This is a genomic window from Chryseobacterium sp. KBW03 (assembly GCF_003852415.1).
Lineage (GTDB): Bacteria > Bacteroidota > Bacteroidia > Flavobacteriales > Weeksellaceae > Chryseobacterium > Chryseobacterium viscerum.
The window spans coordinates 191,263-204,543 of the sequence record NZ_QAJO01000005.1; the positions used below are offsets into that span (position 1 = coordinate 191,263).

Consider the following 13,281-nt stretch of genomic DNA (forward strand, 5'->3'; position numbering starts at 1 on the left):
CTATCATTATGAATCTAAGAACAAAAATCGAAAATCGTATCAATGATCTTGATGACTGTTGGCGCGAATTGCCCATAAAAAAGCAGCGAAAATATACTATTTATTTTTTCCTGTTGTACACCATTTTAACGCTTATTGTTGTGGTGAACGTGTGTGTGGAAACGGGAGAAGTAGATCAGGAAGTTGCCATCCGGCATATTGAGAATCCTGTCGAAAAAACAGAAAAGTCCGATCTTATCGGCAAGGACAGTGTATCAATTAACTTAAAAAATGAGAATAATGGAAAATAACGAGAATAAAAGGATCAGTATTCTAGTCGAAGAATCTGACCAGAAATCTGAAGATTTAATCAGTGGGAATGACAAATCCAAGCTGGAAAAGTTAAAAAAGCCATTGATCTATCTTCTAATGGGAATTGTTTTCCTTGTCTGTCTATATCTGATTTTCAAACCATCGGCCGATAAGGATGAGAACAAAGATTCGGGCCTCAATGGTGCTGTTCCGCAGGCAACAGAAATAGGTATGCAGTCCGATAAACAAAAAGCCTATGAGCAGGCAATGATGGACGAGAAAAACCAGCAAAAAAAGAATATGCTCACATCACTTTCCGATTATTGGAACAGTGACAGTACGATGCAGGCCGCCGATCCGAATTCAGGATTAAATGAGAATCCAACAAATAATCCATCAGGAAAGAGCTATCAGGCCGAAAGTCCTGCATTAAACTCCTATCGCAACGCGCAGGCGACTTTAGGATCATTTTATAACAGTAATGAAAATTATGAATCAAATGAACTTCGCAAAGAGATTGCAGGATTAAAAAGGCAACTTGATGAAAGGGATGCGAACCCCGCTCCTTTGACAGTTAATGACCAATTGCAGCTCATGGAAAAATCTTACCAGATGGCGTCCAAGTATCTTCCAAATAATGGTGGTGAGCAAAAAAAGTCAGACAGTACAACCAGTAGAAATATCGGAGGTCAGAAAGCATCCTTTGTTGCTTTTTCGCCTATGCGCGCCAATGTGGTATCTGCACTTTATCGTGAACCTACAGATCGGGAGTTTTTGGAAAATATTAACGGAGAAAGAAACCGTGGATTCTACACTGTGGGTGTACCCGAACAGACTACCAAAGTTAAGAATAGTATTCGGGCATGTATTCATGAAAACACAACCATTGTTGGTGATGGAACCGTGAAATTGCGGCTGCTTGAAGATTCAAAGACTCCTGATTTCACTATCCCCTCTGGTTCTATCGTTACTGCGGGAGCAAAATTCAATAATGGACGTTTAAGCCTAAAGGTTTCTTCAATAGAAGCCAGCGGAAATATTTTCCCGGTAGAGATCAACATTTATGACCTTGACGGTCAATTGGGGCTGAATGTGCCATATTCCTCCGAAATGAGTGCAATCAATGAAATTGCCGCTAACATGAGCCAGTCTTCCGGTACTTCTATCATGATGAGCAGGTCCGCAGGCCAGCAGATAGCGGGCGACCTCTCACGTGGTCTGGTTCAGGGAGTTTCGGGGTATTTTTCAAAGAAAGTAAGAACACCCAAAGTAATGTTAAAGGCCGGTCATCAAGTCTTTTTAGTTTCAAAAAAATAATACTAATTCTTAAATCAAATAGAAATGAAATCGATCATAAAAAAAATATTAATAACGATTTGTGCAATGCTTGGTTTTGTTTATTCGCATGCACAAGCAAATACAGACTCATTAAATCATAAGCTGGATTCAGAACGCGTTGAGCCTTATCACATCACTGTAACTTATAATAAAACAACGCACCTTATCTTTCCATCTGCGATCCGTTATGTTGATCTGGGAAGTGAATTTCTTACTGCGGGAAAAGCTGATGATGCGGAGAATGTATTACGGATCAAAGCAGCAGTGAAAGATTTTGAAGATGAATCCAATTTCTCAGTGATTACGGATGACGGAAAATTTTATAGCTTCAGTGTTTTTTACAGCTCTTATCCGGAGATCCTAACCTATAACCTTGATCCAAATGATAAATCCGTATCAAATTCCAGAGCCAATATACATCTGGAGGATCTGGGTTTTTCTCCTTCTGTTCCCGATCAGCTCATGGAAGCTATCTATAAGAAAAACCGGAACAATATCAGGCACATTGCTTCCAGAAGTTTTGGAATTCTCTTTAGTCTGAAAGGGATTTACATATACCAGGGGAAATATTACTTTAATACACAGATCCAGAATAAAACCAATGTTTCCTACCAGATAGATTTTATAAATTTTAAGATAGTCGATAAAAAAGTAGCAAAACGTACTGTATTTCAGGAGAAACCACTAAATATCGTACGGACTTACAGTGATATTGCCGAAGTTCCGGACAATAAAACGAGCCGTGAAGTTTATCTGCTGGATCAGTTCACACTAGATTATGATAAAATACTTGTAATTGAGCTTTTTGAAAAGAATGGTGGAAGGCATCAACGACTTGAAGTTGAAAATGAGGATCTGCTCCGCGCAATACTATTAAAGGATCTACCACTGAAAATTAAATAATAATCTTATTTAAAACGATATGAAAAAGATATTAAGCATATTCTTAATGGTTCTATTGCCATTTACGTCAATTTTGGCGCAACGATTACTACCTTATCAAAAAGGTTTACAGGTCACTGCTGGCATGTTTTCCAATGACCAGCCAAAGGACAATTATTTTGTGAATCTAGAGCTGACACAAAATCACAAAAAAGGAAACTATCATTTCTTTTCAGCAGAATATCAGCGCAGGACAACATTCTATACTGAAAACCCCATTCCGATAGAAACTTATTTATTATCGGGCGGATATAGTTTCCATGTTATAGGCTTACCAAATAAAATTGTGAATTTATATTCAGCAGTCGAGGCCAGTGGTGGTTATCAGTTGGTCAATCACAACAAACTATTGCTAGCGGATGGTTCTCAGATCAACAATGAAAGTAGTTTTGTGTACGGTGCCGGAGGTAGGCTGACCCTAGAGACATATCTGACCAATTTTATTATCCTATCCTTACAGGCCAGAGCGAAATACGTTTGGGGAACAAATTTTAATCAGTTCCGTCCTTCCGCGGGTATTGGCCTTCGTTTTAACCTTTAAATTTTATCTATATGAAAACATTCTTAGATACAAAATTCCAGTATAGCTGGTTCATTTTACTTTTGAGTATTGGCTTATTATTTTCCTGTAAAAATGATGATCTTGATATTCAGCAGAACTTCCCATTTGAAGTTGTCGTCCTTCCTGTTAACAAAGCAATTGGAGTCGGTCAGACGGAGGCAATTTCAATGAAAATCAAAAATACAGGCAGTTTTTCTGGCGTTCAATATTTCTTCCGGTATTTTCAGTATGACGGAAATGGAAATCTGATCTATGAGATTGGGAAGACAGGGAAAAAAGCCTTTTTACCCAATAAGGTATATTTTCTTTCCGATGCCAAAAGTTCGGAGATCACCTTCTATTACACCTCGCAATCCAATGTCCAGCAATCATTTGACATTTGGATACTCGATAATTTTGGAAATGAAAGACAATTGAGCTTTCAATTTAACAGTATTGATTAATTAATGTAATGGGGCAGCTTTATGATTAAAGCTGTCTCATTTATTTTTCCTCCATTAAAACTTAACGATGACGATTTCAGAATACGATTATTTGCTTACAATCGACTATCTAAAAAGAACACTTGATAAAGGTGAAAGATATTTAGCCTATGGTGATTGGATAACATTATGCACCCTTGAAGACCTGAAATCACTTCCTACTTTCCGAACTAATTATGATGCGACAGAATATTGCTTTGAAAACACCACGGATCGTGATTTTGTGGTTCAGTTATCGGTAGAATGGTTTTATAAAGCGATGCTGGAAGGCATAAAAGATCTTACCATACTTGTAAGAAAGGGAAACTTAATCGATGTGGAAATGACAGCTTTTTATTATGCTGACAAAGTAGAGAACGAACTAACAAAAATTGAAAAAAAGGAGATCAGTAATGAAAAAAATAACCCAAAAGAAAAAACTTTGGAGCATGTCGGACATTTTGAAAAAGAAAACCCAGTCTCTCAGCAAAAAGATAAACAAAACAAAAGTCTTTCAGATCAGAAAAAGAACCGGAAACCGGAACGGAAAAGAAGAAGATTCAGATTATAGATTAAATCAGGATTGCAGGATTATACGGTTGAGGAAATAGAAGTGGGGGTTGTTTCACAGTGAAACAACCCCATTTTTTCCTAGTCATATCCAATGAAGAAAAAAAAAAATTCGTATTTTTATAGAAACCAAAACACTGAATATGACACCTTTATTAGTTATGGGCATTGGCTTTTTAATTCTCGGACTGGCTTTACGTTATTGGATCAACAGACGTAAATTCTACCGTCGTGGTCCCGCAGGCGCTGAAGGCTTTTCCAGTTATGAGCGATCTGTCATTATAACCTTAGTGGAAAGATTTGGCAAATGGATAGCGTATGCTCTGATCATTTTAGGTATTGGTTTTTTATGGACAGCAAGAACTTTCAAAAAAGATCAGGAAAGACGCCAAAAGAGTATTGAAGCCTATCAGAAGTAAGCCATTTAAAAGCTAAAATTCCATATAATCCTATCCTTATATCTCCAGTCGTAGAAATACGACAATTTCTCAAAAATGTGGTATAAAATTTTGTCAGAAATTTTTATAGTTATATATTGGCTTACCAAGTCATTAATTATTAACCTATTAAAAACCGCTAATGAATCATTTATTTAATTTTCAAATCACCTCTTGTTGAGGTATTCCCGCTAGTTTTCGCTACAATTACAAGCAAGTGAAATTAATGTAAATGGAACAGGGCCTACCTTTTTGTTTGCAGTTGTCCTCAAAGAATCCTACCCAAAGGATTATATTTTAATTAAACACAACCGAAAAAATTATTATCATGTTTCAAGAAGAAAAGGATCTTTCCCATACCGGAAAGTATTCAGATAAGATGAATTATGAGAACGAATTCAAAAAAAATGTAAATGTTGAAGATCTAGACCAAGATGCCGTTAAAGTTAAAAATGCCATCAGCACAGGGAAACAGATGTTCAATAAGTCGATATTACCCAATGAGCCAGAGATCTCAAAAGAAAAAATCTGGGGCAAACAACCTACTTCACAGATCTATAATGCCAAAGCAATTCCCGAAAATGTAATTGCAGGCATAAATCGAGTGGTGAATCTTGACATTCATGTTGAAGGCAAGCCGATAAAATATTTCAAACATTTCAAATTAAAACAGAGAGCTTCAAAACATCATAAATTTGAACTTATCCTGGCCCATGATACATTGGGAGATCATGAGAATCATAACCTGGAAAATGCACAGAAATTTTTAGGTAAGAGAATTACAGTTGTTTTTAAATATAAAGAAGTTGAGCAAAGTCCTGAGCGTAACTTTGTCGGTGTTATAACAGAGGTTGGCTTTAGTCAGGAAAAAGGCAGTTTGGGAAATATTGTATTTTCAGGATATAGTCCAACAATTTTATTAGATGCAGCACCCCATATCCAGAGTTTCGGAGGTATGCAGCCAATCAGCCTGAACAGCATTGCAACTGAAGTAATTAAAGAAGCACTGGATCAGGGAAAATATGATTTTCGTGTTGATGCTCAGCACGGTAATATTCCATACAGCTGTCAGTATGAAGAAACACATTTTAATTACTTGGCAAGAATTGCAGAAGCCTATGGTGAGCAGTTCTTTTATGACGGCGAAATTCTCCATTTTGGGAAAATGCCACCACAGGAACAATCTGTTAAACTGGTTTACGGAAGTAATTTAAGTGATGTTAAGATCAAAATGAAAGCTGAGCATGTAAAACCGACATTTTACGGCTATAATAGTAGTAAAGATGAAAAGTTTCAAGGCAGCGGTTCCAAAATCACCCATACCTCGGATATTGCCAAACGTGCCTACGAGATTTCTGAAAGGACATTTCAAACACCGTCCTTACGGGTTGCACCGATCAAAGCAACATCTTTTATGGATATTGATGCTTCCCAAAAAGGTACTGCCGGAAGCAAAGCTGCAGAGGTATTGGTTACTTCTGGAAAAACAAGTTTGCCATTTCTTTATCCTGGCTGCGTCGCTGATATAGAAATGCGAAAGCGGGACTCCAATGAGACTACTTTCTTTACGAAATTAATGGTTATTGAAGCTCTTCATCAGGTAGATGCCAGAGGCTATTATGAAGGATCATTTAAAGCAATTGCCTCCGATACGGGCTTTCTGCCAAGACCAGAATATACCAATCCATTAGCGGAGCCACAATTTGCAAAAGTAATATCTAATACAGACCCCTTAAATCAGGGAAGAGTACAGGTACAGCTGGACTGGCAAAAAGGTCAGGATACTACTGAATTTATCCGTGTTATGTCACCCGATGCAGGAAGTAGTGATAAGGTTGGAAAAAACAGGGGATTTATGTCTATACCCGAAGTTGGAGATCAGGTAATTGTTAATTATGTGCATCTTCACCCTGATCGTCCTTTTGTTATGGGCGGAATGTATCACGGTGGAATCGGAGCCGGAGGAGGCGAAGGAAATAATATTAAAAGTCTTAGTAGCAGAAGCGGAAATAAACTGGAGCTCAACGACGGAGAGGGTTCTGTTTTTCTTACTGACCAAGGTGGAGCAAACATGAAATTTGACGGTGCTGGGAATGCCGATACAAATGTGAATGCAAGTCATAAAATTAATGCAGGAAGTACAAGTTCCATAAATGTTGGTGGGAAAAAAGGCGGAGGTGCAAATTCGATGTTTAAAATGGATAATGCGGGGAATATAAAATTGGAATGTGATACCAACATTACCATTAAAACAGGAGCCAGTTCGATGACACTTATGTCAGATGGTAAGATTGTCCTCAGTGGTAAAATAATTGGAATTGGAGCTGAGGGCATCGGTCTTGCAGCTAAGGAAGGAATCAATCTGACTTCACCATCAAATCATATCGGAGGTGGTCAGACAAAAATCGATGGTGGTGATGCTTTCATTAACTGATAAATACTAACCGATGAAAAGCAAAATAATAAAGATCCGTCGGCCATTTTCAGAACAGTACACGATGTATATTGATACGGATCTCTATGGTGTCAATGTTAAAATGGAGAGTAAGACAAAACTTCGATGGGATTTCACCGTTGTTTCTGTCAACGAAGGAGAAATTGAGGTAAAGTTGCTATTACTTGACCATATCTTATTACATACAGATAATCCAATTGTGAAAGAAACGGCAACTATGACACAGGTATTTTCCCGTATGTACAATGAACTTCATCTGATTATTGATCAAGCCGGAGTAATTAAAAAAATACTAAACCTTCATGTTGTCCTTGATAAATGGAAAGATGTAAAAAAAGAAATGGTAGCAATTGCCGAGCGTACTCCTGATATTAAAAACGCGATTCAGCTACATGACAGTATTTTCAATGATGAATCACGATTGATACAAGGGATTCAGTATGGTGAATTCTTTATGATTTATTTTAATAAATTTTTTGAAAAGAATCTACCAAAATCCGAAATACTGACAGGAACGAACTGGTTCAAGACTGCAAATGTAACCTGGCGCTATATGTACGAAATTATTAGAGATTACAGTAATTCGGACAGGAATATAATTTTACAGGTAAAAGGTATTCCGTCAGTAGTTCTTGGGGCTGGATTCTATCAACGTGCCTACCTGCAATTTAGTCAAATGAAAGACATAGGAAAACTTACCACGGAACTTGATGAAACCGGAAAATACGAAATTGAAGAAGAAACAGGTCGTCTGATTCAGGCCAAGATATACAGGAATGAGATTGCTGATGACGATCTGTATATGAAAATGACCTATACTCTTGTGTGTGAGGAGATCCTAAAAGAGAAATTATTGAAAGAACAGGAACTGGATACTAAACAAATTGAATTGACCATTGAGTAAGACGTTATGACCAATATTACAGCAATAAAAAATCAAGATAAAAAACTCCCGAAAACTTTCAGTTTTGGGAAATTCCGACTGTCTTTAAATTTTACCAGCAATTTGGCTATTGAAGAAAAATTTAATGGAAAAGCGTTTCTTATTGAACTGTCTCATCGAAGTGGAGAAATTATCACTTTACGCTCATATCTTTTTGAAATGAGAATGTTCGAGAAACGAGTTAGGCTATATTATTATAAAAGAAAACGGATTTTGAGAAAGGAGGATGGGAAAGATCATAACTGAAAAAGATTTTTGGATGTGTTCTTCCGGCGCAATGCCCGCGCCTGTACAAGGAACCCGAAAGAGCAATACAAAGGAAGGTGGTGGAGAGACGTATATTACGGTAGCGGATACGGCCACTTTGAGTACCATTGATTTTGGATGCACTAAATCCATGCTAATGACCGCTATATTGACAGCAATAGTAGTTGTTGTTGCGGCTGTTGTTATTTCAGCTTTTGTGATTGCAACTGGCGGTGCAGGGCTTGGTCTTCTAGCGTTAGTTGCCATTGGTGCTGGGGGCGGTATTGTCGGAGGTATCATAGGAATGGTCGAGGGAAATATGAAATGTGGTCAAAAGAATGCTCAGGTGAGACATTGGTCAGACAGTAAAGGAGATCTTTTGTTAACCAATACACCTGCGATTACAAGTGATTGTGTTATGACCTGTGATGTTGGTGGAGTAGTTAAATACGCGCCCAACATTAAAACCTGGAATGATGCCTACATGCAAGCTGGTCTTTCATATTTTACTACCTTTTTGGAATGTGCATTAGGGGGTGCGGGAATTGGTCTTTTGGGAGGACTTGGAGCCAGTGCCTTTACGGGTATGAGCGGAGTAGCGACGCTTTCGCAGTCTGTTGCATTTACTTGGCCAACATGGTCAAGCATTGGTATAAATTTAGGTATTATGGGTGCTGTAAAAGGTACATCGGGATACAATCAATACCAAAGAGGCGAAGCTTGGGATTTAAGTGAAGAACAGAAATGGGACATGGCAATACCTGAAAAAGAAGCTATAAAGAGAATTCAAGAAAATGGATATCAATCTATTACATTAAATGATGTTCTTCTCTTCGGTTCAGATCTCATTGGCCCATTTATTAATATTAAAACAGCTCCTTCACTTGCAGCTGCGGAAGCAAGGGCCGCTGCGCAAGGTAAATCTAATACCGACCCTGCTAGTGCGAAACCGGCTACAGATGATGGTATTGTGAATAAGCAAGAGCCTGTAGCTAAAAGCCCCAACAGTAACACTGAAACTCCTACTGAAAATTCAGCTAATCTTAAAGGGGATGCATTTGAATCAAACCCGCCAGCCGATCCGCCTGGTACATTTAGAGATAGTAACGGAAAGCTAAGGAATCCAGACGGAACATACGCTAAAGATCCAAATGCAACTGGTGGCAAGTCCCGTACAGGGGATGAATACAATAGAAGTATGTCTGAGCGTAGGAAAACCCTGTTGAGAGATGCGGATGATCCAAATGCGGATTTAACACCGGAAGCCCGTCAATTTATTAAAGATAATAACGGAAATAAAGTTCCTGAAGGTTATGAAGTTTCTCATGAAGAGCCTTTGTATACAAGAAGTACGAATGAGGGTAAATCTGAAATAGACGTGGCGGATAATATGAAAACTCAGCCTAAAGACACCCATAGGGCTAGGCATAAAATTTGTGGAGATCAATATCACGAATTCGGACCTGCCAATAAACCCAAAATTCTTAAATAAATTAGTAATTTAACAAAATGAATGATAATATAGATTTGAACTATCAAAAGGCTAATGAAACCGATAGTTTCAAAGTACATAATGACTTTTTAAACAAACTATTGTTAGATACCTCCCATGAAGGGATGGAAAAACATTATCAGTTATTCCAAGACAGTCAAAATAAAGATCTAAAAAGAATTCTAGGAAAAGGTTTCTTAAAAAGAGGCGAAGCTGGTTTGATTTTTTTAAGTGAAAAACTTAAAAATGAAAACGATACAACAAAAAAATCAAATGTAATTCATCTATTAGGATTATCCGGCGTTAAGAAATATCTCAGCGATATAACTCCATATTTGGACAGCACTATTTATGATCTAAGGTATAAGGCTATTATCGCAATTGGATGGTTAGGAGATACAGACATGATAAGTATTTTACAAAATCATTTTTTAACGGAAAAAGAACTGGATCTTAAATGTTTTCTGATCACTGCAATGCGTCAGATATATTTTAGGATTCCAGCTGCTAAAGACATGATATTACCTTTCCTTTATGAAAAGTTAAAGTCAGAATCAAATGAACAGCTGATTGCTATAATCGTTGTTGTAATTCAGGATCTGACAAAGATAAAATATGGTCTAAAAGAAGACCCAATTTCAGGAGAGATTTCAGGAAACATAATTGGTTCGAAAGATAAAATTATTAAAAAATTTAATTTATTATGATTAGGACATTCTATTATGATTCATCCTCAGACGAAGGAATTGAATCTAGTGAAGCCCGTGAAATGACTTTAGAAAATGCATTAGAAACTTTCTATAATCTATCGGAAGAAAAAGGAAGCTTTATTGGCTTTAAGACCAATGATAAAATAATTCAATTTGATTGGAACGATGATAATCTATGGATGGCGGATATTCCCGATCCGCAGAAACGGGGCTCCTTTCAGAAAGAATGCGATTATGATCAATGTGTAGATATAATTAAATCTGCTTTTGATAATCCAAATTGGCAAATACCAAATGACTTTGGTTTTATGAGTTGGTAGTAAATAGATCCCCTCTTTTCGTATGTTACTCTTTAGATTTGTTTAAGTGCTGTTATTCTATGTTGGAAAATATATTAAATGAATTAAATTTAGGAAAGGAACTTAAAGCATTGTATAAAGGTGAAATTCCGATTATTGATGAGTATAGCATGTTTAGGTTTTATATTGAAGAGCCAAAAACAGGCTCATTTGCTCATCCACCGTTTTTCATACCTTTTATGTATAGTTATGACGCAGACCATTATCATGTGGGAATTATTAAACACTGGTTTTCAGACAGGAAAATTAGTTTTGGAGATATGATAGATGGATCTGGGTTTCAAACAAATGAAATTGCCAGAAACGAGAAGCAACTGTTTTCGCGATTGTTGTTTAACGAATTCGTGAACAGCGAGGATTGTATTGTTACTGAAAGACTAGAAAAATGTGCGGCACTCATGGGGTTGAGAAATCAAAATTTTTTAGAATTTCAACAAGCAAATCAGAGCCATCAACAAAATCCAGAATGTAATTTATCGATAATTGATACAAATAGACCGCTTTCCTGTCTAAAAGAAAATGAAATTTATGATGGTGAATTTCCCTCTAACGATAAACTGATAATTTTGAGCAATGTTCCAAAGTCTTGTTACTTTGAAATCTTTCAAAAAGAATGGATTGGATACAATAAGGATAAGTCAGGTTTTCCTTTTTTTAAAAAACATCCAAAATATAAACCAATCGACGATATTCCCGAATGGCTTTTAGCCAATACAAATAAAAAAGAGCTATTTGAAAAGTATATTATTTCTAGAGAGTACGACAAAGCCTGGTTCACAATTAATGGTATTGGCTTTACCCCCAAAGAAGTAGGTGAAAGACTATACCGTCTGAAAGAATTCACCAATGAGAAAGCCTATCATTTATGGGCGGACTTTTGGTGTGAAAAGTATGGGGATATGGATAGTTTTATTTTCATATAAGTGTGAGGCGAAATTAAAGAATGAAAGAAATTTTAAATGAAATTTGTTCAGATCCCAGAATAACTGAGATTTCAATGGGAACAATAAGACCCTTTAGTGAATATAGTGGTTGGGAATACTATGGGGCTACATCTAAAAATGATAAAGCAGACTTTCCCTTTCCTCCGTTATTTATTCCGATCATAATTGATTATAATTCTACTCCAGTAGCTGAGGGAATTATTAAGCATTGGTTTTGTGAGCGAGAATATACATTTGGATATATTGACTTTGGAAACGGTTTTCTAATAGGTGAGTCTGCCAGAAGCTATGAGCAGTTTATCGAAGGAATGTTATTTGAACAATTTATTGATCAATTTAATTATGTAATGACTGATGAATTTCTTAGTCTTGCTAAAAAATTGCAGATTTCAAAGGAAGATTTATCTAAATTTTATGAAATTAGTGAAAGAGAAACTAATAACACTGAATGTTTTCTTCCAATTTTCATTGAGAATCAACCATTAAACTGCATCTACAATAAAAATAACTATGACGGTAGTCATCCTAGCAATGAATCAGTAATTATTGAAAGAAATATTTTACAGGCTTCTTTCTTTGAAATTTTTCAAAAGGAATGGCTTGGATACGATATTAAAAATAGAGGATTTTCATTTTTTAATAGGAAACCTAAATATCAGCCCCTAGATAATATTCCTGATTGGCTTAAACCAGATATTGAAAAGAAGGAATTATTTGAATATTACATGGTAAAAAAAGAATATGACAAAGCTTGGCTTACAATAAATGGACCTGGCTTTAATCCTAACGAAGTTGGAGAAAGATTACAGCGGCTAAAACAAGTTTCTACTGAGAAAGCATTTCATTTATGGGCTGACTTCTGGTGTAGTAAATACGGTTACATGGATAGTTTTATTTTTGTTTAAGTGCTTTTATGCCTGTAAATCTTTATTGAACAAAAATAAAATTGGATTTTAATATGCTAACGAATAATGATGAAATTAGTTTTTACGCGAACAGAGAAATTAGAGCTTGAAGGTTTATTGTATACCAATTCAAAATCTCCGCAGTTTCAGAAACTGCTACGCACGAATAAAAAGCTTTTAGTATTTATTTTGATTGGGTTTGCCATAATATTATTCTTTTTCAACAAGCAACTTTCACTACTTATTACTATTGTCGGCGCCATTGCTGTTATTATTTTCCCAAGGTTTCAGCGGTGGTTTTATTGGCGGTCCTTTAAAAAATTAATAAAAGCAGATGAGCATAAAAATCTCTTTGGGGAACAATTTACTGTAACTTTTGAAGGTAATTATCTTGAAATTGTGGGATCTATGGCAAGTTCAAAACATAACTATGACAACTTTAGCTATGTTTCTGAAACCATTGATAATATATTTATTAAACTTATTGTCGGAAACTATCTAGTGTTCCCAAAAGACCAGATAAAAGATTTGCCTGAGTTTTTGGATTACATACAAGGATTTTGTTCCGATCATTCGCTACAATACATTGATGATAGACACTGGAGATGGTAAAATATCGCGATAAT

The 13,281-nt window shown here is 36.3% G+C and carries 15 protein-coding genes; all 15 read left to right on the forward strand.

Annotated elements, in window-relative coordinates; translation table 11 throughout:
* Positions 1-8 precede the first annotated feature (8 nt).
* The 15 genes from DBR39_RS12325 (at position 9) to DBR39_RS12395 (ending at position 13,267) form a co-directional block, all read left to right on the forward strand.
* Positions 9-290 carry a nitrogen regulatory IIA protein gene (locus DBR39_RS12325; protein WP_124533498.1) on the forward strand — a complete coding sequence of 94 codons (282 nt, stop codon included), beginning with the start codon at positions 9-11 and terminating at the stop codon, positions 288-290.
* The gene (gene traM, locus DBR39_RS12330; protein WP_124533500.1) at positions 280-1,608 is read left to right on the forward strand and encodes a conjugative transposon protein TraM; all 1,329 of its coding nucleotides are present in this window, start codon (positions 280-282) and stop codon (positions 1,606-1,608) included. Before DBR39_RS12325 ends, traM begins: the two co-directional genes overlap by 11 nt.
* A 24-nt stretch (positions 1,609-1,632) precedes the next feature.
* Positions 1,633-2,532: a conjugative transposon protein TraN gene (gene traN / locus DBR39_RS12335; RefSeq protein WP_124533502.1), complete on the forward strand. Its 900-nt coding sequence runs from the start codon at positions 1,633-1,635 to the stop codon at positions 2,530-2,532.
* Between the two features lie 19 nt (positions 2,533-2,551).
* Positions 2,552-3,112, forward strand: coding sequence for a conjugal transfer protein TraO (locus tag DBR39_RS12340; protein WP_124533504.1), 561 nt, complete (start codon positions 2,552-2,554; stop codon positions 3,110-3,112).
* 11 nt (positions 3,113-3,123) lie between these two features.
* On the forward strand, positions 3,124-3,576 hold the full coding sequence (locus DBR39_RS12345) for a TraQ conjugal transfer family protein (protein WP_124533506.1): 453 nt from the start codon (positions 3,124-3,126) through the stop codon (positions 3,574-3,576).
* Positions 3,577-3,643: 67 nt separating this feature from the next.
* On the forward strand, positions 3,644-4,165 hold the full coding sequence (locus DBR39_RS12350; RefSeq protein WP_124533508.1) for a hypothetical protein: 522 nt from the start codon (positions 3,644-3,646) through the stop codon (positions 4,163-4,165).
* Positions 4,166-4,325: 160 nt separating this feature from the next.
* The gene (locus DBR39_RS12355) at positions 4,326-4,583 is read left to right on the forward strand and encodes a molybdenum ABC transporter permease (RefSeq protein WP_410494257.1); all 258 of its coding nucleotides are present in this window, start codon (positions 4,326-4,328) and stop codon (positions 4,581-4,583) included.
* Between the two features lie 346 nt (positions 4,584-4,929).
* Entirely contained in the window at positions 4,930-7,035 is a 2,106-nt protein-coding gene (locus tag DBR39_RS12360) for a type VI secretion system Vgr family protein (RefSeq protein ID WP_124533512.1), read from the forward strand.
* A 13-nt stretch (positions 7,036-7,048) separates the two neighbouring features.
* Positions 7,049-7,960, forward strand: coding sequence for a hypothetical protein (locus DBR39_RS12365; protein ID WP_124533514.1), 912 nt, complete (start codon positions 7,049-7,051; stop codon positions 7,958-7,960).
* A 265-nt stretch (positions 7,961-8,225) separates the two neighbouring features.
* Entirely contained in the window at positions 8,226-9,737 is a 1,512-nt protein-coding gene (locus DBR39_RS12370) for a hypothetical protein (protein ID WP_124533516.1), read from the forward strand.
* A 17-nt stretch (positions 9,738-9,754) separates the two neighbouring features.
* On the forward strand, positions 9,755-10,444 hold the full coding sequence (locus tag DBR39_RS12375; RefSeq protein ID WP_124533518.1) for a HEAT repeat domain-containing protein: 690 nt from the start codon (positions 9,755-9,757) through the stop codon (positions 10,442-10,444).
* A complete protein-coding gene (locus DBR39_RS12380) occupies positions 10,441-10,767 on the forward strand; it encodes a hypothetical protein (RefSeq protein ID WP_124533520.1) in 327 nt (108 codons plus the stop codon). The genes DBR39_RS12375 and DBR39_RS12380 overlap by 4 nt, the downstream gene beginning before the upstream one ends.
* A gap of 59 nt (positions 10,768-10,826) precedes the next feature.
* Positions 10,827-11,729: a hypothetical protein gene (locus DBR39_RS12385; protein WP_124533522.1), complete on the forward strand. Its 903-nt coding sequence runs from the start codon at positions 10,827-10,829 to the stop codon at positions 11,727-11,729.
* Between the two features lie 20 nt (positions 11,730-11,749).
* Positions 11,750-12,655 (forward strand): hypothetical protein, encoded by a 906-nt coding sequence (locus DBR39_RS12390; RefSeq protein ID WP_124533524.1) that lies wholly within the window; start codon positions 11,750-11,752, stop codon positions 12,653-12,655.
* A gap of 66 nt (positions 12,656-12,721) precedes the next feature.
* On the forward strand, positions 12,722-13,267 hold the full coding sequence (locus DBR39_RS12395; RefSeq protein ID WP_124533526.1) for a hypothetical protein: 546 nt from the start codon (positions 12,722-12,724) through the stop codon (positions 13,265-13,267).
* Positions 13,268-13,281 lie beyond the last annotated feature (14 nt).

Bases quoted from the DNA above. Each gene is read 5' to 3' on its own strand.
- DBR39_RS12365 (WP_124533514.1), top strand. From the start codon at position 7,049: ATGAAAAGCAAAATAATAAAGATCCGTCGGCCATTTTCAGAACAGTAC.
- DBR39_RS12350 (WP_124533508.1), top strand. From the start codon at position 3,644: ATGACGATTTCAGAATACGATTATTTGCTTACAATCGACTATCTAAAA.
- DBR39_RS12375 (WP_124533518.1), top strand. From the start codon at position 9,755: ATGAATGATAATATAGATTTGAACTATCAAAAGGCTAATGAAACCGAT.
- DBR39_RS12380 (WP_124533520.1), top strand. From the start codon at position 10,441: ATGATTAGGACATTCTATTATGATTCATCCTCAGACGAAGGAATTGAA.
- DBR39_RS12355 (WP_410494257.1), top strand. From the start codon at position 4,326: ATGGGCATTGGCTTTTTAATTCTCGGACTGGCTTTACGTTATTGGATC.
- DBR39_RS12360 (WP_124533512.1), top strand. From the start codon at position 4,930: ATGTTTCAAGAAGAAAAGGATCTTTCCCATACCGGAAAGTATTCAGAT.
- DBR39_RS12340 (WP_124533504.1), top strand. From the start codon at position 2,552: ATGAAAAAGATATTAAGCATATTCTTAATGGTTCTATTGCCATTTACG.
- traN (WP_124533502.1), top strand. From the start codon at position 1,633: ATGAAATCGATCATAAAAAAAATATTAATAACGATTTGTGCAATGCTT.
- DBR39_RS12395 (WP_124533526.1), top strand. From the start codon at position 12,722: ATGATGAAATTAGTTTTTACGCGAACAGAGAAATTAGAGCTTGAAGGT.
- DBR39_RS12325 (WP_124533498.1), top strand. From the start codon at position 9: ATGAATCTAAGAACAAAAATCGAAAATCGTATCAATGATCTTGATGAC.
- DBR39_RS12385 (WP_124533522.1), top strand. From the start codon at position 10,827: ATGTTGGAAAATATATTAAATGAATTAAATTTAGGAAAGGAACTTAAA.
- DBR39_RS12390 (WP_124533524.1), top strand. From the start codon at position 11,750: ATGAAAGAAATTTTAAATGAAATTTGTTCAGATCCCAGAATAACTGAG.
- traM (WP_124533500.1), top strand. From the start codon at position 280: ATGGAAAATAACGAGAATAAAAGGATCAGTATTCTAGTCGAAGAATCT.
- DBR39_RS12345 (WP_124533506.1), top strand. From the start codon at position 3,124: ATGAAAACATTCTTAGATACAAAATTCCAGTATAGCTGGTTCATTTTA.
- DBR39_RS12370 (WP_124533516.1), top strand. From the start codon at position 8,226: ATGGGAAAGATCATAACTGAAAAAGATTTTTGGATGTGTTCTTCCGGC.